At 55.6% G+C, this 20,182-nt stretch carries 16 protein-coding genes and 1 pseudogene; 9 read left to right on the forward strand and 8 right to left on the reverse strand.

From position 1 onward, the window contains the following. The first annotated feature begins 162 nt into the window (after positions 1 to 162). The gene (locus tag B7994_RS02600; RefSeq protein ID WP_144063718.1) at positions 163 to 1,587 is read left to right on the forward strand and encodes a nitroreductase family protein; all 1,425 of its coding nucleotides are present in this window, start codon (positions 163 to 165) and stop codon (positions 1,585 to 1,587) included. A 19-nt stretch (positions 1,588 to 1,606) separates the two neighbouring features. On the opposite strand, the gene B7994_RS02605 is transcribed toward B7994_RS02600, so the two are convergent. Together B7994_RS02605 and B7994_RS02610 are read right to left on the reverse strand one after the other, a co-directional pair. Then, on the reverse strand, positions 1,607 to 2,296 hold the full coding sequence (locus B7994_RS02605) for an LrgB family protein (RefSeq protein ID WP_088636905.1): 690 nt from the start codon (positions 2,294 to 2,296) through the stop codon (positions 1,607 to 1,609). Continuing rightward, complete coding sequence (locus tag B7994_RS02610; protein ID WP_088636906.1) at positions 2,293 to 2,718, reverse strand: CidA/LrgA family protein; 426 nt, start codon at positions 2,716 to 2,718, stop codon at positions 2,293 to 2,295. Before B7994_RS02610 ends, B7994_RS02605 begins: the two co-directional genes overlap by 4 nt. Before the next feature lie 99 nt (positions 2,719 to 2,817). On the opposite strand from B7994_RS02610, the gene B7994_RS02615 reads away from it, so the two are divergent. Beyond that, positions 2,818 to 4,719 carry a SulP family inorganic anion transporter gene (locus B7994_RS02615; RefSeq protein ID WP_088636907.1) on the forward strand — a complete coding sequence of 634 codons (1,902 nt, stop codon included), beginning with the start codon at positions 2,818 to 2,820 and terminating at the stop codon, positions 4,717 to 4,719. A 634-nt stretch (positions 4,720 to 5,353) separates the two neighbouring features. Here B7994_RS02615 and B7994_RS02620 read toward each other — a convergent pair. From B7994_RS02620 to dnaG, 3 genes are read right to left on the reverse strand one after another with little or no spacing between them, the layout of a single operon-like run. Then, the gene (locus B7994_RS02620) at positions 5,354 to 6,331 is read right to left on the reverse strand and encodes a SufD family Fe-S cluster assembly protein (protein WP_088636908.1); all 978 of its coding nucleotides are present in this window, start codon (positions 6,329 to 6,331) and stop codon (positions 5,354 to 5,356) included. Further along, positions 6,331 to 7,077 carry a Fe-S cluster assembly ATPase SufC gene (gene sufC / locus B7994_RS02625; RefSeq protein WP_088636909.1) on the reverse strand — a complete coding sequence of 249 codons (747 nt, stop codon included), beginning with the start codon at positions 7,075 to 7,077 and terminating at the stop codon, positions 6,331 to 6,333. The genes B7994_RS02620 and sufC overlap by 1 nt, the downstream gene beginning before the upstream one ends. A 4-nt stretch (positions 7,078 to 7,081) precedes the next feature. Continuing rightward, positions 7,082 to 9,001, reverse strand: a complete 1,920-nt coding sequence (dnaG, locus tag B7994_RS02630; protein ID WP_088636910.1) for a DNA primase — start codon at positions 8,999 to 9,001, stop codon at positions 7,082 to 7,084. Positions 9,002 to 9,353: 352 nt separating this feature from the next. On the opposite strand from dnaG, the gene B7994_RS02635 reads away from it, so the two are divergent. Continuing rightward, a complete protein-coding gene (locus B7994_RS02635) occupies positions 9,354 to 10,193 on the forward strand; it encodes a fibrobacter succinogenes major paralogous domain-containing protein (protein WP_158213051.1) in 840 nt (279 codons plus the stop codon). Here B7994_RS02635 and B7994_RS02640 read toward each other — a convergent pair. From B7994_RS02640 to B7994_RS02650, 3 genes are all read right to left on the reverse strand, one after another. Beyond that, on the reverse strand, positions 10,190 to 11,530 hold the full coding sequence (locus tag B7994_RS02640) for an MATE family efflux transporter (protein WP_088636912.1): 1,341 nt from the start codon (positions 11,528 to 11,530) through the stop codon (positions 10,190 to 10,192). The genes B7994_RS02635 and B7994_RS02640 overlap by 4 nt on opposite strands. A 106-nt stretch (positions 11,531 to 11,636) precedes the next feature. Beyond that, positions 11,637 to 12,149 carry an acyl-CoA thioesterase gene (locus B7994_RS02645; protein ID WP_088636913.1) on the reverse strand — a complete coding sequence of 171 codons (513 nt, stop codon included), beginning with the start codon at positions 12,147 to 12,149 and terminating at the stop codon, positions 11,637 to 11,639. Then, complete coding sequence (locus B7994_RS02650) at positions 12,146 to 13,327, reverse strand: DegT/DnrJ/EryC1/StrS aminotransferase family protein (RefSeq protein WP_088636914.1); 1,182 nt, start codon at positions 13,325 to 13,327, stop codon at positions 12,146 to 12,148. Before B7994_RS02650 ends, B7994_RS02645 begins: the two co-directional genes overlap by 4 nt. Positions 13,328 to 13,439: 112 nt before the next feature. On the opposite strand from B7994_RS02650, the gene rpsT reads away from it, so the two are divergent. The 6 genes and pseudogenes from rpsT (at position 13,440) to B7994_RS02680 (ending at position 20,176) form a co-directional block, all read left to right on the forward strand. After that, a complete protein-coding gene (gene rpsT / locus B7994_RS02655; RefSeq protein ID WP_072808151.1) occupies positions 13,440 to 13,700 on the forward strand; it encodes a 30S ribosomal protein S20 in 261 nt (86 codons plus the stop codon). 180 nt (positions 13,701 to 13,880) lie between these two features. Continuing rightward, positions 13,881 to 14,444, forward strand: a pseudogene (locus B7994_RS14415) (ATP/GTP-binding protein); the annotation flags it as partial. 413 nt (positions 14,445 to 14,857) lie between these two features. Then, positions 14,858 to 15,274 carry a roadblock/LC7 domain-containing protein gene (locus tag B7994_RS02665; RefSeq protein ID WP_088636916.1) on the forward strand — a complete coding sequence of 139 codons (417 nt, stop codon included), beginning with the start codon at positions 14,858 to 14,860 and terminating at the stop codon, positions 15,272 to 15,274. A 12-nt stretch (positions 15,275 to 15,286) separates the two neighbouring features. Continuing rightward, a complete protein-coding gene (locus tag B7994_RS02670; RefSeq protein ID WP_088636917.1) occupies positions 15,287 to 15,796 on the forward strand; it encodes a hypothetical protein in 510 nt (169 codons plus the stop codon). Positions 15,797 to 15,840: 44 nt separating this feature from the next. Continuing rightward, positions 15,841 to 18,699 carry a hypothetical protein gene (locus tag B7994_RS02675; RefSeq protein WP_233142957.1) on the forward strand — a complete coding sequence of 953 codons (2,859 nt, stop codon included), beginning with the start codon at positions 15,841 to 15,843 and terminating at the stop codon, positions 18,697 to 18,699. Positions 18,700 to 18,751: 52 nt separating this feature from the next. Further along, positions 18,752 to 20,176 carry a BamA/TamA family outer membrane protein gene (locus tag B7994_RS02680; RefSeq protein ID WP_088636918.1) on the forward strand — a complete coding sequence of 475 codons (1,425 nt, stop codon included), beginning with the start codon at positions 18,752 to 18,754 and terminating at the stop codon, positions 20,174 to 20,176. Positions 20,177 to 20,182 lie beyond the last annotated feature (6 nt).

Here is a 20,182-nt window from a genome sequence, read left to right on the forward strand (position 1 = left end):
TATACATTCCCGAGGGGGTGTTGAAACGTGAGAATGGGGGTAAAAATGCCAAACTGTATCAAGTGTTTTGTTTTGGGATGGATTGGGAAAAATTTCAAAAAAAGAGCCTAATGGGGCATTTTTTTTGAAAAGGGGGCCAAAAACTAAGTATATTTTGCGCCAGTGGCTTTTTTTTCCGTCGCATATCACGAGTCTGTCCGGTATTCCCGCCGTTCTGCGGGGGATCCCGTTACGCTGCATTGGGAGTCCCGCATGCCGCCCGACAAGAGCTACCCGGGAGCCAAGCGGTATTCTATTGCCGAGAATCACGGCTCGCCGGTAGATGGCGACTTGTTTTCGCTTGTGGGCACACCCTCTTCGATGCTGAACAGGCTTTTTTCGCAGTTGCAGAACGACGTGTGTGCCGACGGCCTCAGGTCCATAGGCGTGTATGCCCTGCTGCAGGGCGAGCGCATTCCCGACGGGCTTTATTATTTCGATAGCGTCTCGGGCGAACTGGTTGCCCTGCCTGCCGAGAACGCGAAGGCGCGCCGCGCGAATATCGAGAGCCTGTATGCCGCGTTCCCGACGGGGGACTTTATTCGCGGGGCGAACATCACGCTGTTCTTTACGGGTATATTCGACCGCATCGTATGGCGATACAAGGAGGCCGCCTACAGGGAACTGCAGATTGACGCGGGCAGCTATGCGGGGCTTGTCTCGATTTTGGCGAGGTCGCTCGGGGGTACCGCCATCCCGTTCAGCGCGTTCGTAGACGACGATGTCGCGGTGGCGCTTTCGCTTTCGCCTTCGGAGGTGCCGCTTGCCGCCCTAAGCATAATGCCGAAGGCCCTAAAAAAATACGAGACCATATCCGAATTCGCCTATAGCAATCGCAGTGAATTGCCCGAGAGTGCGGGCAGCGGTGGCCGCTATATGGCCCGGTTCTTTATGCAGAACCGCGTGGAATGCATTACCGATCTTTCGCGCTGTATGAAGGTGTGCCGCGTGGTAAGCCAGCCTGTCGAAGGCGAGGAATTCCCGCTAACGCCGCTCAAGTTCCCGAACGAATACTTTTTCCGCGAGTACGAGTTCCTCGGGCCCGGCGCCGTGAGTTTCCGTAACTTCAAGCCCTGGAAGGCATCGCTCGACGACTTTTCGACGGTGCTGCGCTGGATGGAAATTTGCAACCTCAATTCGTTCGGAGCGGGACTCCTGAAAATCTGGGTTGTATCCTTCGACGTGCAGCTCGTGTACCCGGGCCTATATCGCTATTTGCCGCTCAAGAAGACGCTCTACCTGCGTACGAATTTCAAGGACCGCGACAAGTTCGCGAAGTGCCATCTGGACGGGGATTCGGTAAGGAATGTTTCGTTTGCGGTGTTGTTCTCTGCCGACCTGGAGGAAGCCTGCAAGATGCTTGGGGAGCGCGCCTACCGCTACCTGAACATGAACGCCGGCTACGTGGCGGAAATGCTGCGCGAATCGGCCCGCGGGCTCGGCAAGTTTGCGCGTCGCGAGCCGTTCTTCTGCGAACAGGATTTGAAGAAGGCGTGCAGGTTCCCCGAGAACGAAACGCTCCTTTGCGAAGTGCTGGTCGGACGTTAGTTTATATAAAATATGCTGCCTATAGCAGCGAGATGATTACCGGTGCGACGATGGCCGTGAATAGCCCTGCAAGCCCGATGGAAAGGCCGCTCATCGCCCCCTGCACTTCGCCCATTTCCATGGCCTTGGTTGTCCCGAGCGCATGGCTTGCGGTACCGATGGCTACTCCTTGGGCAACACTGTTCTTGATGCGGAAAAACTTGCATACGATGGGTGCCGTGACGGCCCCGGTGATTCCCGTGACCGTGATGGCGATGATGGTCACCGAAGGGATGCCTCCAATCTGTGCGGAAACCACGGAGCCCATGGGGATGGTGATGGACTTGGGCAGCAGAGAGAGCATGAGTATGCCGCTTAGCCCGAGTAGTTTGCAGAAGAATATGACGCACGCGATGGATGTGAGGCTTCCTATGGCGATGCCCGCCAGGATCGGCTTCCAGTAACTTTTCAGCTTCGAGATCTGCTTGTAGAGCGGGACTGCGAGAATGACGGTGGCGGGGGAGAGAAAGAGCGAAATGTAGTTTCCGCCGATATTGTAGCTTTCGAGGCTTATTCCGGTTGCAAGCAGGAACCCCACGATGAGCACGTTCGCGATGAGGATGGGATTCAGGATGGCGTATTTCCACTTTCTGCTCACGAGGACGCCGATTTCGAAGGCGACGAGCGTGAGGAGGATGCCGAACAGGGGGGTGTCGATGAGGACGCTCATTCCTTGCCCCCTTTTTCGCTAGGGGTTGCCCCGCCGGCGCCGTCTATGCCTGCGTTAGCCTTTTGGCCTTCGTGCCGCTCCTGCAGGCGTATCAGGAACTGCGTGGAAATGCCCGTCATGGCCATCGTAACGACGGTAAAAGCGATGCACATGGCCAGCAATAGGGGCCAGCGGCTCAGGATGTCTTCGCCTACGGCCATGATGGCGATGCTCGGGGGCAAGAAGAACAGGGGAAGGTACTTCAGGAATACGGTGGAAACGGTCGAAATATGCTCCAATTTGACGATTTTAAGGCACAGGAGGATAAGCAGCAGCACCATGCCGATGATGTTCCCCGGGAGGGGAATGCCTACGATGCGGTTCAGGAATTCGCCCGCAAGGCAGATGGCAAAGATGATGGCTAGCTGTACAGGGATCCTCATTTCGGGTGCAAATCTAGAAATTATTTTTTCATTTTCACCCTTAACGGGTTTTGTAAAAATTTCTAAATTTGGCGCCGTTCTTCCAGATCGGAGTGCAAGATGACCAACATTCACGCCAAGGAATCCTTCAAGAACTTCCTTTCGGGTGTCAAGGCAACCGTCACCCCGGAGTCCGTGAGGGCTCTTCGCAGGGGCTACACCAAGAAAAACTTCGTGAGCGACCTCATGTCGGGTGTCATCGTTGGCATTTTGGCGCTTCCGCTCGCCATCGCGTTCGCCATCGCCTCCGGCGTCGGCCCTGAACAGGGTCTCTACACGGCGATTATCGCGGGTTTTGCGATTTCCCTGCTGGGCGGCTCCCGCTTCCAGATTGGCGGCCCCACGGGTGCCTTCATCGTGATTGTCTACGGCATCGTGAGCCAGTACGGCTACGACGGCCTGGCATCTGCGACGCTCCTTGCGGGCATATTGCTCATTATTTTCGGGCTTGCGAAGTTCGGCGCCATCATCAAGTTCATCCCGTTCCCCGTGACGGTGGGCTTTACTGCCGGTATCGCCATCATTATCGCGCTTGGCCAGGTCCCGAACTTCTTCGGGCTGCGCTTTTTGGCCAAGGACCCTGCCGACGCCATCGGCAAGATCAAGCTCTATGCGACTTCCTTTGACACTGTTAATATATATGCCGTCATCGTTGGCCTCGTGGCGCTAGCCGTATGCATCCTGTGGCCCAAGATTACCACGAAGGTGCCCGGCTCCCTGATTGCGATTATCGTTGCTACCGTGATGGTGAAGGTCCTCGGCTGGGACGACCCGATTACGGGCCACGGTGTGGTGACCATCGGCATGAAGAACCACATTCCGACCGGTTTCCCGACTCCGCACCTGCCTAACATTAGCCTCGAGATGATGCAGAAGGTGTTCCAGCCGGCACTCACGATTGCCATTCTCGGTGCCATCGAATCCCTGCTTTCGGCAGTTGTGGCCGACGGTATGACCAGTACCAAGCACCGCTCCAATACCGAACTCTTTGGCCAGGGCGTGGCGAACATCCTTTCCCCGATTTTTGGCGGTATCCCGGCTACGGGTGCGATTGCCCGTACGGCGACCAACATCCGTAACGGTGCGGTGAGCCCGGTTTCGGGCCTGGAGCATGCGGTTGTCCTTCTCCTTATCATGCTCGTGCTCGGCAAGTATGCCGAAATGATCCCGATGGCGGCCCTCGCTGCAGTGCTTTTCCAGGTGGCGTTCAACATGTGCGGCTACCGCAGCTTTATCAAGATGTTCAAGGCCCCCAAGAGCGACGTCATCGTGATGCTCGTGGCCTTCTTCCTCACGGTGATTATCGACCTTACGGTCGCCATCGAAGTGGGCGTTTTGCTGGCCGCGGTGCTCTTCATCAAGCGCATGAGCGACGTTTCCGAGATGGAAACGGTGACCGAAGCCCTCAAGGAAGACGACGAGGAAGCCGCCCACAACGACTTGAGCCGCCAGGTGCCGAAGGGCGTGGTGGTCTACGAACTCGCCGGTTCCCTGTTCTTCGGTGCGGTCGACAAGTTCAAGGACACGATGGCGCGCATTTCCGACAAGCCGAAGATCCTCATCTTGCGTATGCGTAGTGTCTCGAGCATCGATGCCGCCGGTATCCAGATGATTGAAGATTTGCTTAGCCGTTGCAAGCGCGAAGGGACGCAACTCCTGCTCAGTGGCGTGCATGCCCAGCCGGTGGTTGCGCTTACTCGTGCCGGTGTCTTGAAGCAGCTTGGCGAAGAGAATGCTCTCGGTAACATTGATGCAGCACTCAACCGTGCCCGCGAACTGCTTGGCCTGCCTGTTGTCGATGCTTCTCACGAAGTGCAGCCGGCGCCTACGGTTTCCTGGGAAAAGAGCCTCGACAAGCCCTGGATGCCTGAGGAATCTAACGCGGCTATTGCCGAAGAGACTCCCGAAGTCATCGCCGAAAAGATGATGGACGAACCCATCGTCAAGATCGAAGAGAAATAACTTTTCTGTTTTTTTTGTGACAAGCCCTGTTTTTTTGGGGGCTTTCTTCCCGTTTGGGTTGTGCCCGGTGCGTTTGGATGTGAGCCGTGTCGCAGTGTGATTTGCGTTACTTGTAATTTGGAATATTCCATTTTATATTTGGGCTACAATCAAAAAACAAAAGGGAATCGGGATGAAAGCACAAATCATGAAAGACCTCGCCTCCACCACGTTCTTTGCAAACTTCATGGTCACCTTTATGGGTGTGACCCTCTATCTCTTGAATACTCTTACGTAGAGACTCCCAATCAAAATCCAAAAAGGAACGGTCACGCGGCCGTTCCTTTTTGTTTTGGTGAAATCTGTTTTTTTTGTCGCAAGTCAATGTGAGCCACGTCGCAGTGTGATTCGCCTTACTTTGAAACTGCGTCGCGCAAATCTATATTACAGACATAAAGGAAAGGGATTGAATATGAAAACTAAAATCATCAAGGATTTCTCCAAGCCGACCTTCATCGCGAAATACATGGTAGCATTTATGGGTGTTACGCTCTTCTTGCTCAGTTCTGTAGTTTAAAAACCTAATCGACTCCCTCCAAAAAAAGGCAGCCCGTTTCCACCTGGGCTGCCTTTTCTGTATGCTTTTCAAATTTTTTTATTGGATATTTTGCAACAGGCGCTTTTTGGCGGGGGAATCCGGCAGTGGGTAGAAGGTCTCTTTCGCGAAGCTCGAGATGAGCATCTTCTTTGCGGTCTCCTGCGGGATTCCGCGGCTCACCAGGTAGAACATCTGTTCGGCGTCGAGTTCGCCCACGGTATTGCCGTGCGTGCATTCCACGTCGTCGTGGTAAATCTTGAGCACCGGCTTCACGGAGACGGAACTGTCTTCGGAAAGAAGGATGGTGTTCACGAGCTGGCTGGAGTTTGCCTTGGTGCACCCGTTACCCACGATGACGCTGCCGTCGTAGCTGGCGCGGGAACTGCCGTCGAGCAGGTTCCTGGAAAGCTGCGTGCTTGTCGTCTCGGGGGCGTTGTGGTAGATATGCAGCCTGTGGTGGCTTTCGGCGTTACCGCTGAGCACGTTAAGCGTGCGGATTTCGAAATTGGCGCCCTCGGCATTCAGGAAGGTGTCGATGCTTACGCGGCTAATGCCGTTCCCGCGTTCGATGGCGGAGAACCTCACCGTAGATTTCGCTGCCTGCGAGATGCGGAAGTGGCGGAAGCGGAGCGGAAGGTCGTTTGCCGGGTTCGCGAAGAATATTTCTACGTCGGCGCCTTCGCCCACGTTGATGTCGAAGCGTTCGGCGTCGAGTGCGTGCAATACTTTGTTGTCGAGAATCTCGATGCTCGCCTTCGCGCCTTTGCCGATGTTCAAGACGGTGTGCCCGAAGTCGTTGTTGCACTTGATGAGTGCCATCTCGTTTGCGCCATCGGGAATATCCCTGACCATCGGGCGTGCGTTTTGTGCTATCGGGAGAAGTGCTGCGAAGTCGGTTTCTTGTGAAAAGTCCTCATCGCAGGTGCACGCATCGGGGAACTCCGGCGCGGGAATCTTTGCTATGGGGAAGAATGTCCACAGTTCGTCGTTACGACGGGGCATTCCGAGTTGCTTGATGCGGGAGAGTGCGTCCATTACTTCTCCTCGATCCAGTCGTAGCCCTGTTCTTCGAGCTTCAGGGCGAGTTCCGGCCCGCCGCTCAGGATGATTTTGCCGTGACGGAGCACGTGCACGTAGGTGGGCTTGATGTAGTCCAGCAGGCGCTGGTAATGCGTCACGAGGATGACCGCCTTCTCTGGCGTCATGATGTGGTTGATTCCGTTTGCGACGATGCGGAGCGCGTCGATATCGAGGCCGGAGTCTGTTTCGTCCAGGAAACTCACCTTCGGGTCGAGAATCGCCATCTGGAGGATTTCGTTACGCTTCTTTTCACCGCCGGAATAGCCGTCGTTCACGCCGCGGTCGCGGTAGCGTTCGTCCATCTCGAGCAGTTCCATCTTTTCGTCGATGAGCTTCTTGAACTCGTCGTCGTTTATTTCGGGCTGTCCGAGGTAGGCGCGCTTGCTGTTGAGCGCCATCTTGAGGAATTCCACGTTGTTTACGCCGGGGATTTCTGTCGGGTACTGCGTGCTGATGAACAGCCCGGAGTTTGCGCGTTCGCTGATTTCCATCTCGAGCAGGTTCTTGCCGTCGAGTTCCACGGAACCACCGTCTACGTGATAGGCAGGGTGGCCCATGATGACCTTCGAAAGGGTACTCTTGCCTGAACCGTTCGGGCCCATGATGGCGTGGACTTCGCCGGGTTTTACCTCGAGGTCGATTCCCTTGAGGATCTGTGTCCCGTCTTCGATACTTGCTTTCAGGTTCTTTATCGATAACATATTTTTATCCTTTCGTGACGGAGAGGGTATTGATTAAAGGTGTCTTGCTTCTGATGAGCTGGTCGGCGAGCATGTCGATGGAAAGCCTGCCATCCTTGTACTGCCTGTCGAGTTTTTCCATGTTCTGCATGAACTTGTTGAGCTCGATTCGCTTCTGCACTCCCTCTGGCGTGTCGAGCGCGATGCTTTTGCGAAAACGGTCGCACAGCCTGAAGGTGAGCACCATGAGGCTTTCGTAGAGCTCAATGATTTCTTTCGGGGGCGTCCACGATTCTTCGGGCAGGTTCTCCATGAACTGCTTGAGTAGTGGAGATAGCTGCTCGTACAGGACTCTCGGGGAGAAGTATCCCGTTTCGCTGTAGATTGCGATAATCGTGTTCACGAATTCCTCGATGAGGGAGGATTCGAAGAACTGTATCCCGCTGGCGGCAAGTTCTACGTCGAAATATTCGCAGGCGCGGTCTATCAGGGTGGGGTTGCTCACGAGCAGGTTCGCGAAGCGGATTTCGACCGGCGGGAGGATTTCCCACGGGATGCGCTCGGGCTCGGGGGCCGGCGGCATTTCACCGTATTCCGCAAGTTCTGGGCTTGGCTGCGGTTGGGGCGCGGGAGCCTTGGGCGCCCTCTGCGGCTTGATGCTCTGTATGCCTTCCAGCGAGCGGGTGGTGTTGAAACGTTCCGAGATGAGCTTCACATACTGGTTGCGCAGTTCGCTGTCCTGGATGCTCTTGACGATGGACTTGACGTAGGTGACAAACGAGGCTCGCGATTCGATACTGCTTAGATCTTTTTTGCGGGCGAGATAGCTGAGCCAGTCTTCGGCATTTTTCAGTTGCTCGCGAAAGGCGTCGGCACCCTGCTCGTTCACGAAGTTGTCGGGGTCTATCTTGGTGCCGTCGGGGCGCGAGAGCGCAAAAATTCTTGGGTTGATGCCTTTGGGAAGTACGATTTCCAGCGAGCGCATTGTCGCCTTTTGGCCTGCGGCATCACCGTCAAATACGAGGTAGGCGGTTTTCGCGTAGCGGGCGAGGATATTTGCGTGGAATTCGGTGAGCGCGGTTCCCGATGCCGCGACCACGTTCTGCACGCCGCCCTGGTAAAGGCTGATGAGGTCGAAGTAGCCTTCGACGATGATGACCGCGTTTTCTTTGGAGATGGCGGCGCGGCTGTGGTTCAGGCCAAACAGAATTTCGCTCTTGTTGTACAGCGCCGTGTCCGGGCTGTTCATGTACTTGGGGCGCTCGAAGCCTTCTTGTTTCGGGGCCAGGTCGCGCCCGCCGAAGGCGACTACTACGCCGGATTGGTTCTGGATGGCAATCATCAGGCGGTCGCGGAACTTGTCCGAGATGCCACCGTTCTGCTTTTCGGTGGCTAGGCCCGCCTTCACGCAGTCGCGGGGCGAAAAGCCGTTCTTCGCGGCGTAGGCAATGAAGTTTTCGCGCCCGTCGGGGGCATAGCCGATGTGGAATTCCTTGCGCGTCTTCTCGCTGACGCTCCGCTTGGCGAGGTACTCGAGTGCCTTGGGGCTGAGCGTGAGTTGCTGCTCGAACCATTCGCAGGCGAGTTCATTGAGCTTGCGCACCATCGCGCGTTCTTCGGTGACCTCGGCGTTCTCCTTCGAAGCAAATTTCGGCAGGTCGAAACCCACGAAGTTTGCGACCCATTCCACCGCACCGTTGAAGTCAATTTTTTCGTATTCTTGTACGAATTTGAACACATCGCCGCCGGCACCGCACGCAAAACACTTGTAGTAGCCTGCGGTTGGGTTCACATTCATGGAGGGGGAGTGGTCGTCGTGGAAGGGGCATACGCCCACGTAGCGGTTTGTACCCGTGCGCTTCAGCGGCAAGAACTGCTGGATCACAAGCGAAATATCTGCTTGCGACTTGAGCTGCTGAATGACTTCTTCCGGGTAAAAGGGCATGCGCCCAAAGATAGCAATTATTTGTCATCCCCGCGCAGGCGGGGATCTACTTGCTTATAATGTTTGCTACGAGGGGCGCTTCGCACGCTCACACGATCACTTCGTTTAAGTGTTCGCTTTGCGAATTGCCCCTCTCCGCAAAAAAAACGATAAAATCTCTGTTTGGGAATAGTTTATTGCTATGGCGCATGTAGGGAATGAGCGGCGGGAGGAAAACCTTGTGACTGTTAGTCCCTTCGGTTTTCCTTTAAACGGCTTTTTCTTATATTTTGGGTAGTGGGAAATAGGAGAAATTGTGGCGAATTTTATGTGTCATCCTAGAGTGTTGTCATCCTCGCGTAGGCGAGGATCCATGCATCTTGTACTTGCGCTTTTCTTGGCATTTTTCTTTGTCGCCTGTAGTGACGACGATAGCAGTTTCGCGACGCGGCCTTCGGGCGGGTCGTCGTCGAGCGTGTGCGAGGACTGCGATGACGGGTCTTCGTCCAGTAAAAAGCAGGGAGATGGCGGCTCGGAGGCCGCCATGACGAGCAGCAGTTCGGCAGAGTCTTCGTCGAGTTCGGTCACTTTAGCGACTCGGTGTAAGACAGAAAGTAAAGACAACTGCGAATACGGCGAGTTGGTGGATGACCGTGATGGTCAGACCTACAAAACCGTAAAGATTGGGGGCCAGGTATGGATGGTGGAAAACCTGAATTACGAAGTAGATTCTAGTTTCTGCTACAACGATTCTGTCGAGTATTGTGAGAAGTATGGTCGTCTTTATTTATGGAGCGTGGCAGTAGGCAAGTCGGAGAGCGAATGTGGCTATCGCAAAAGATGTTCATTGCCATCAGGAATCATTCAGGGTGTATGTCCCGGTGGTTGGCATTTGCCTAGTAGGGCCGAATGGGAAACTTTGTTCAACGCAGTCGACGGACAATCGAGGGCAGGCAAGGTGCTTAAGTCCATGTCTGGATGGGAAAAAAGTGGCGACGGCACGGATGCTTTCGGGTTCTCGACGCTCCCTGCTGGCGGCAGGTTCGGCGATAAGGGTTACGGCAACGAGGGCTATTACGCGAACTTTTGGAGTTCTACAGAGTACGATAGCTACGACGCGTACGGCATGGGCTTGGGTTACTACTACCTCAATGCGGACCTGGTCGGCTACGATAAGTACAACTGGTTCTCTGTTCGTTGCATCCAAGACTAAACAACTGCCTTGCTTTTCCAGCGGCCGCTGCGCCAGCGCCAGATGTTGGCAAACGAGCGGTAGAATTCGTCGCTTGCCATGCCGAGCCAGAGTCCGGGGAGGCCTAGCCCCACGACAAACGCGAGGATAAGCGAAGTCGCAAGCCCGAGCGTCCACATCATGCCGCTCCCGACAATTGCGGGGAACTTGGAATCGCCCGCGGCCCTGAGCGATGTGGTGAGGATATAGTTTATCGCCTTGAACGGCTGCACGGCTACGTCGCACCATAGGCAGATTTTTCCGAGCCTGAGAACTTCGGGATTGTCGGTGTAGAGCCGTAGCAGGTGCTCGCCCAAAAGTGCAACGATTATCGAGAGCAAGAGCCCGCTCGCGACGCCCACGGCGAGCGTCTGGTAGACGCGGCGGTTCGCCTTCACAAAGTCGTGCGCGCCCACGAGGTGTGCCACGAGAATCTGGTTTCCGCTGCCGAGGCCGACCCCGAGAATCACGGAAAGGGCGGCGAAGTTACCCGCAAATACGCGGGCGGTCATCGCGGTGGTGCCCACGTACACGACCATCGCGGTGATGAACACCTGGAATAGTTGGAAACTGATGGGCTCGGCGGCGGCGGGGAGGCCGATGCGCACCCAGTCGGGGAGGAGAATACGGGAACGCTTCCAGTCGCGGGCCCTGCTCTGGTGCTTTACCTTGAACTTGAGCACCATCCACAGAATGCACGAAGATATCAGCCACGAGAGCGCTGTGGCGAGGGCCACGCCGTAAACGCCCATCTTGGGGAGCCCAAAATATCCTTCGAGGAACACGACGTTCAGGGCGGCGTTACTCGCGATGGTGAGCGTGTTGCCCACGAGGTTCCATACGGTAAGGCCGTGCGTGGCGATGAGGGCGGTAAGGATGGTCTGTAATGCGCGGAAGGCAAAACCGAACGAGACGACGCTCAGGAACATCATCGCGTATTTCGCGGGTTCCTCGGTAAGGCCCATCCATTGCGGGATATGCCCCGAAAGCGGGAAGATGACGAGCGTGAGGGCGACCCCGAGCAAGATGCTCCCGAAGAGGACCATCGTCTGCGTGCTGCTCGCGTGGCTGTTCTGCTTGGCGCCGATGTACTGCGAGACGATGCTTGCGCCGGACTGCGCGAAGGCGTGGAGTGCGGTAAAGAGCGCCCCGAGAATCGGGAGCATGGCGCCGACGCCGGCGGCTGCGGTTTCGGAAGTGCGCGAGAGGAACCAGCTGTCCATCATGGGCTGGATCATGCCCACGGCGAACGTGAGGATAAGCGGCCAGGAGAGGCTTATCAGGGAGCGGTCTTTGACGTCTTTTTTGGGTCCGCGCATGGCACAATTTTAGAAATGGGAAGGGGCCCGCGAAAGAGCCCCGAACATAAATAATGGTTCCGCCTGTATACAGCTAAAACGTCATCCTCGCGTAGGCGAGGATCTTTTACTGGAGTTTCTTCCCCAGCGCAATCCTTGCTTCGCGGCGGATGAGGGCCTGGTCAAAACGGCGCTTTTCTTCGGCGGTTTCAGGTTCCACGGGGGCAGTGGCGGTGGGCCTGCCGTTGTCGTCGATGGCGACGAATGTGAAGTAGGCGTGCGCGACCGGAAGTTCGGCTCCGTTCTCGGGGTCGGTCTCGGTTATCTTGAGCCCGATTTCCATGGAGGTGTTGAACACGCGGTTCATGCTCGCGTGGATATTGAGGATGGTGCCGACCGCCGTCGGGCGGAAGAACCTCACTCCGTCGATGGAGACGGTGTTCACCTTGCGGCCTGCGTGCTTGAAGGCGACGATGCAGGCGGCTTCGTCCATGAGGCTCATCAGGTAGCCCCCGAAGGCGTTGTTCAGCGCGTTCGTGTCGACGGGGTGCACGATGGCGTGCGATTCCAGCGCGGACTCCGAGACCTTGCGGGGAGTCTTGTCGTTGGCGATTTTGGGTATCAGGCCTGTGTTTCTCATAGAACGGACCTCAACTTGTTTATGATAAAATCTACATCGGTAAAGGCGCAGACGGGGAGGCTTACTGCCTTTTGGCTCGCCATGATGGCGTTCTTGTTTTCGCAGCCCTGTGCGAGCCCCCTGAAGCAGGGCTGTTCGTGCAGCGGCTGCGGGTAGTGGATGCAGTGCGGGATTCCCGCGGCGTCCAACTTTGCGATAAACGAATTTCGGTCATCAGCCAGCACGGTGTACTGTGCGTAGGTGCTCGTGCATCCGTATTCGATGTGCTGCGGCACGATTTTTGCGCCGTCATTGCCGCCGGAAGCGCGAATACCCGCGTTGTATTCCGCGAAAAATTCGTCGTACTTGCGGGCGTTCTCGCGGCGCACCTTCAGTTCTTCTTCGAGGTGGCGGAGCTTTACCCGGAGTACTGCTGCCTGCAGGGCGTCGAGCCTGCTGTTCATGCCCAAGGTCTCGTGCAGGTAGCGTTCCCTGCTCCCGTGGTTCGCGATTTGACGGATTTTTGTGGCGAGTTCGTTATTCTGCGTGAATAAAGCGCCGCCGTCCCCGTAGCAACCGAGAGGCTTGCTTGGGTAGAAACTCGTGATGGAAATGTCTCCGAATGTGCAGGCATGTTGTGTGCCGGCGGTCGCCCCGAAGGCCTGTGCCGCATCTTCTATAACCCATAGCCCGTGTTCGTCTGCAATCCGGCGCAGTTCCGTGAATGGCGCGCACTGCCCGAACAGGTCCACGCCGATAATCCCGCGCGTCTTGGGGCCAATCAGCGCCTTCACGCTTTCCGGGTCAATCAGCAGCGTTTCGGGGTCGATGTCGGCGAACCGCGGTATGCCACCCAGATATGCCACGCTTTCCGCCGGTGCAATGAACGTGAAGTCGGGGACTATGACCTCGTCCCCCGGTTTGAGCCCGAGCGCCATGAGGGCGATGGTGAGGGCGTCGGTGCCGCTTGCGCATGCGATGGCCCTGGTTTCGGGTTCCGCACGGTCTTTTCCAGCAAAAGAGCCTTGCTTTCCGGCATCCGAATTCCCAGAATTGCAATAATCCGCAAGTTCCGCCTCCAGGGCCTTGACCTCCGGCCCGCCGATGTAGCATCCGCTGTCCAGAACGGCGCGTTCTGCGGCCTCGAGTTCTTCTCGATAGGCCTCTCTTTGCCCTGTCAGGTTCACGAATGGCATCATAATGCCCTAAATTTAGCAAATTTGGCCTATTCTAGGGGGTTGACAAATTCCCAATCTTTGCTATCTTTGTCCCTACAAAAAATTTTAAGTAGGTTTTACCCGGAGATATAAGGTGCCTCAACATCAATCTTGCAAAAAGCGTTTGCGTCAGGCCGAAAAGGCCAATGCCATGAACCGTGCAGCCCGCGCCGAAATTCGCGCAAGCCTCAAGGTCATCCGTACTGCTACCTCTAAGGATGCCGCCCTTGCCGAAATGCCGAAGCTTTTCCGTCTTCTCGACGTCGCTGCCAACAAGAGCCGCGCTGGCTTCAATGCCAACCGCGCTGCCAACTACAAGGCTAAGGTCGCAAAGCTCGTCAACGGTTTCGCCTAATCGGGCGTAACAAGGCTTGAAACGGTCTTAATACCGGTGCATTTATGTGCACCGATGTTTTCTGTTTTTAAACAAAACCCCGGATTGGCCCACGGGTGCGTGTAAGCCCTTTTTTGCGTTGACTAGCATACAGATACGCCATTTTTTTACTAGATTAGTCGCAAGTATCAAGGATTAGTGATGTCTTCAATCAATTTTGCTACACGCGAAATCAGTTGTAAGGTGGTCTATTATGGGCCTGGGCTTAGTGGCAAGACCACGAACCTGCAGGTAATCCACCAGAAGATGCCTTCGGACAAGCGTACGGACATGGTGTCCCTCGCAACCGAAGGTGACCGTACGCTGTTTTTCGATTTCCTTCCTCTCAATCTTGGTGATATCAAAGGCTTTAAGACTCGTTTCCAGTTGTACACGGTTCCCGGTCAGGTCTACTACAATAGCACGCGTAAGCTTGTGCTCCGCGGTGTAGACGGGATCGTGTTTGTCGCTGATTCGCAGCGCTCCCGTCAGGCTGAGAATTTGGAAAGTCTCCAGAACCTGCGCCAGAATTTGCAGGACTATGGCATGGACTTGGACGACATGCCCTTCGTGTTGCAGTACAACAAGCGCGACATGGAAAACGTATTTACCCTCGACGAGATGAATGCGGAACTCAACCTCCGTAACGTCCCGTTCTTCCCGGCAACGGCACACAACGGAAAGGGCGTGGTGACTACGCTCAAGACCATCGCCATGCTGGTGATTGAAAAGTTCAACGTCAAGCAAGGGTTCCTCCGCAAGGCTGCCGAGAGTGTGAACAACACCGGCGTGCACGACGTGAGCCTCACCAAGGAAGGCGTGTCTGTTTCCCAGGCCGCTCCTGCGGCTCCTGCACAGCCCGCCGCTCCTGCTGCCCCTGCTGCAACGCCTTTCAAGATGCCGTCGTTTGCGGCCAAGCCCCCCGTGGGTGGCATGGCGTCCGGTGGTGCTAGTCCGTTCCAGAAGCCGGTGTCCTCCCCGTTTGGCCGTCCGCGTGCGACTCCGCAGCCGCCGCGCATGCCGACGTTTGGCCGTGCGGTTGATCGTGGCAATGCCGAGGTCTCGGACGATGAAATTGAATTGCGTCCGTACGTGCCCAAGAAGAAGTAGTTGGTTTTAAACGGTTATAGCAGGTTTGAATGAGCGACTTTACGATTTTTTCTGATGATGTGGGGAAGGTTCGCCGGTTGATGCTTGCTTACCAGGCTAGCGTCAAGGCCGACTACATTGTCCTTTGCCACCGCGACGGTTCCATTATCGCCGAAGTCGGTACGCTCGGTATCGACGCCACTCCGCTCGCGGTCCTTAGCACAGCGTCGTTCGACTCCGCACGCCAGGTGGGCATGATGCTTGGCGGCGAGACGTTCCAGTCTGTTTCGTACTCGGGTGAGAAGCGTTCCATCTACATATCCCCCGTAGACGAGGCTTTACTGCTGGTGCAGGTGTTCCCCGGTTCCAGGCTCCCGAACCGCATCGACGACTTCAACCGCCTGCTTGTCGAAAAGCTGGTGGACGCTGTTCCCGCTTTCACCCAGAACACAAGTAAACTCAGGTAAAAGGGGTTTACCGTGGCAGGCCTTCCGCCACTTCGCAAGTTAAGAAAGACGACGGCTGTTGTTGCTCTCGTCTTTTTAGGTTTTTTTGCGCACCGCATCGTCAACTTCTGGATGGACGACGCTTCGCTCCAGAGCTTCTCGGGTGCCGAACTCTCGCCCTCGCAGAGCGTTGTCTGCCGCGACGTTGTGCGCGGTACGCCTTTCGGTGTCGACAGCGTTTTCGAGGAGAACACGAGGCTGTACTTCTATTCCACGATATCGAACTCCATGCGCTATTCTTCCGATACGCTTCTGCATATCTGGTACTGGGGTACCGACACTATCCAGACGGAACGCTGCATCATCAAGGCGGCGGAATTTCACAAGGGCCTCGACGAGAAGGAGTCATCGCAATCCGGGATAGGCGTTTGCCATACGGAGATTGCCCCGAAACTCCTGAAGCCGGGCGAGTGGAGTGTAGACCTTGTTGCGGGGCGCAAACTGCTTTCGAGCAGGCAGTTCCGCATTGAACCCAATAGGTAGTCCCGATGAGGCGTTTGCTGCGGTCAGGCGCCCTGCTCTTTTGTTTGCTCGCGTTCCCGGCGGGGGCGTTTGCTCTCGATATAGATTCGCTCCCGGTTTGGAATCCGGATAAACTTTTGAACAAGGTTGAAACTGCGGCGCCTCCCGACACGGTGCAAGTGACGAATAATCTGGAAACGCATGGTTACAAGACCATGCAGGTGACGGTGGGCGATGGCGATACTCAGGTCGATCAACAACTCAAACTCTCCATTCAGGGAATTGTGGGCGATAGCGTCGCTATAGACGCCTTGCTCAGCGATGTGGACCGCAAGGCGGGCGACCAGACGACGGCGACGCTCCAGGAGGTGGACCAGGTCTATTTCAGGGCGACCTCGCGGCACTGGATGCTCCACTTGGGCGACTTCACATGGAAGGATGCCGACCTGGGACTTTTTTCGCTGGAGCGGACCTCGCTTGGAGGTATGGTTGGATTTCGTACAAAGTATTCTGATGCGCGGGCGGCCGTCGGCACAGATGAGGTGAGTCGCATTGTACGTACTTTTGCGGGAGTGAGCGGTCAGCGCGAAGGCTATGCCCTGGGTGATGACGGCGGCTACATTTCGGTTGTCCCGCAATCCGAATCGGTATGGATAAACGGCGAAAAACTCGTGCGCGGCAAGGATTACGAGGTGAACTATGCCGGCGGTCTCTTGAATTTCAAGGGCCTGCGCATGCCCGGAATCGAAGACGAAATCCGTGTGGAGTACGATGCCTACGAAGATGACAACGTGATGAACCTCTATGCGGCGGCTGGCAAGTACCGCCACCCGAATCTCTATTTGGATGTATCGGGCTTTAGGCTCGAAAACGACGTAGACCGCCTCAAGAAGGGCGTGTGGACCGACGAAGACTATGCGATGCTCAAGCGCGATGATGGAAGTGAATTTGTCCGTGAAGATAGTCTCGGGGCGCTTCCGCGGCCAGCAAAGACAGATATGGCGGGCGCGAGGTTGCGCTTCCAGGGGCAGCATCGCTATTTTCTTGATTTTGAACTGGCGATGTCGCGGCGCGATACCAATACCGTTTCAGATGATATCGGAGGCCCTGAAGGGCGCGCTTTCCGCTGGTTCCTGACTACGGATTCCTCGTCGGCGATGAAGAATTTCCCGGTGGCCTTTTCGGTATATGGGAACTATGTAGAAGAGGGCTTCAATATTTCGGAATTCAAGGGTGACGATGACGACTGGAATTCGTACAAGCTAAAGGACGAGTGGGATTTAGACAGTTCATTGCTTTCGCGAGGGAATTTTAGGCACGATGAATTTTCGTTGCGGGTCCGCTTGGGGCCGGAATGGTTCGGTGATCTGTCGTGGGGGTGTCGCCAGGGCGATAATCTGGACTGGAGTTCTTCGCGCTTGAAGGGTAGCCTGACACATAAACGGGAGCGCAGTGTGGGCGAAATTTCCCTAGTGTATGTGCAGAGTGCGACAGATGTGGAACGTGAACGTTACCAGTTTTCATTCTCCGAAAAATTTATCCGCGGGCTTATCCAGCCGATTGTTACTGCGGACGTCCGTTATACGGAGCGTGACAGCGCTGCGTTAAATGACGCGGAACTTTCGGTAAGGGGCAAGGTGGGAACTCTGCTTGAGGGGAACACCTGGAATGTACGCGAGGCTGTTGAAATCTGGGATATTAGCCATGGTGGCGATTCCTATTTTGAAACGGGCGAGGAAACTTTTGACGACTGGGTCGATTCGTTGAGGCAGATAAGGTGGGTCCAGTCCGCGGAAATTCATTTCAAGAATATCGAACTTACTCATTTTCTTCAGTACGAACACCGCGACTTGGAGGAATCTGCCGAAGAACATGCCTGGACGGGTGAATTGAACGCACGATTTGGCAATAGCAATTCCGGACTCACAGGGACTATTTCGCACAAAATGGGGCTCACCGAAGAACAGACCTATACCGCCATCTACAAGGCTGTTGCGAAGGGGACAGGTGACGTGCGCTACGACAGTTTGACGGGGACGTTTATCGAGGGTGTGGATAACGGAGACTTTGTCTATGAAGGTATGGGCCGTAATGATTCTGTCGGGGCGGTGCTCGCCTCGAATGCATCGTTTAGTGCTAGCCTCGAGTGGATTCCGGGCAGGACCTTTGGCATAAATCACGGAATCCTTCGCGATATCAAGCTGGGCGGCACCTTTAATACGGTTACCGAAGATACTACGGGCAAGATAATTTACTTCCCGATGGTGTTGCCTTCGACGCTTCACGACTTTACTTCGGGGTCAATACAGTGGACGGGGAATGTGGAATGGGCTCACCCTTCGGGAGCAATGATTGCGTACAGGCCATCCGCCTCGTTCGACAAGAAACTTTCGGCTATCGAGTATTATGAATCGCTTTTCCATCACGAAATTGCAGGTGGTTACAGGATTAACGATAACCATTACGTGGCTGCGGAAGCCTTTATGGAAGATGTTGAACTGCAGGCCTTGCAGGATTTGGAATGGAATATCAGGAGCATCGCGGGCCGTTACCGTTTCAGTTTTTTGGACGGATTCAGCCTGGAACCTGGGGGCCGCTACCGCTATGGCGAAGGTGAAGACCGCTATGCCGCCGGTTTCGATGCCTACCTCTGGGAAGCCTGCTTGCGGTTTGGTTACACGAAGTCTAAGCGCTTCGACGGGTTCGTGCGTTTCTCGACTGTCCAGGTAGAAACTGGTGGCGATGTTATCCCGTACCAGATGATGTCGGGCTACAGCGATGGGACCACGTTCCGCCTGGAAACATCCCTTTCGTTTACCTTGAACCAGAATATTTCTTTTGGCCTGCATTACATTTTGCGCTTTGGCGATGCCGAAGAGAATATTTTCCAGAAGTTGAGTACAGAAGCGAAGGCGGTGTTTTGATGAAAAATGTGAAGTGTGTGATGTGTAATGTGGAATTTGTAGTTTAAAGAAGATGAAACGGTTGACGATATACATATTGCTGCTTGCAGCCTTCGCGATGGCGAAGGGCGAGGGCGTGTGTACCGTCGACAGCATCGCTTGGGCCGGAGAACATTCTGAATTTGACGAACTGCAGATGAATGGCGCGAAGGGCGAGCCCTGTGACGCCTGGAAACCGCTGGCAGATAAACTTGTCCGCTATTACGAGAATAACGGCTTTATTGCGGCGCGCGTGCAGGGCGACGTAGCTGAAGCCGGCGGGAAGGACGCAGGCGGAAAAGGTGCCGGCGGGAAGCACGTGTTGACGCTGGAACTGGACCGCGGTTCTGCCTGGGTGTGGGCGCCTGCCGAAAACTTGGATTCCAGCGGGACAAAAGCGGACGTGTTCCGGCGACTTGCCGGCATTGTAGAAGGCGCGCCCGTTTCCCTTACGGACTTGGAACGCAGCGAACGCAGGCTTGCACGCATCGGCTATTTCGACAGGACGGCTCCCGCGCGCCTCTACCGCGATCCGTCGCGTAATAGGATTTTCCCCGCATACAGCATGCGCAAGGCGAACGTTTCTACGGCAGAAGGTGTGCTGACCTATTCGAGCGAAGAAAATGTCTGGGAGGGCAAACTGGATGTAAGCCTCTTCAACATCGCGGGGACGGCGCGCGACCTGCAGTTGGAAGGCTTTACCGGCGAAGACTCTCGCCATCTTTCGGGCTACTACAAGGAACCGTGGATTCTCGGGACCGCTTGGAATGTAGTGCTGCGCGGGAACTTCGACGAGGAGACGGTTGAAGACTCTACCATCGAGAGGGTTATCGTGGGCGAGGTGGGCATCACGCGCGATATCGGGTTCGATTTCAGCATCGGCGTGTATTTCGGTATAAGCGAAGACGATAAGCATTCCTCGTTCGAGATGTCGTATGTGTCGCTCGACAGGTTTGTTTTGCCCCGCAGTGGCTGGCGCCTGAATGCTTCTGCCACATGGAAAATGGCCCGACCCGATTCGCTCGATAACTTCTTGTCGGCGAAGGCGAGCGTGGTGGCGTATTACCCGCTGTATGGCAACTTCATCAGCCGCTTCTCGGGTATGGCCGGCGGAATATTCCCGAGTGGAGCAACGCTCCGGCGCACAGACTTGTTTGCGCTTGGCGGCCCGGGCGATTTCAAGGGAATGCATTATCGCTCTCTGCGCAGTCGCGCCTACGGCCTTTCGGAACTTGCTATCCTGTGGCAGGACGGTTATGACCTGAGCATCGAGGCGTTCTACCAGCCGGGACTATACCGCAGGCTCGCACCCGGCCACGGCTGGGCACGCGAACAGAATTACGGTGTGGGCTTTACGCAGTACCGCGGAAATTGGAGCATCAACCTGTATTACGCACTGCATAACGGCAGCGACTTCCTCGACGGTATCATCGGCTTCGGCGTAAAAACGTTGTTCTAGATGGAG

This window comes from Fibrobacter sp. UWR2 (genome assembly GCF_002210285.1).
GTDB lineage: Bacteria > Fibrobacterota > Fibrobacteria > Fibrobacterales > Fibrobacteraceae > Fibrobacter.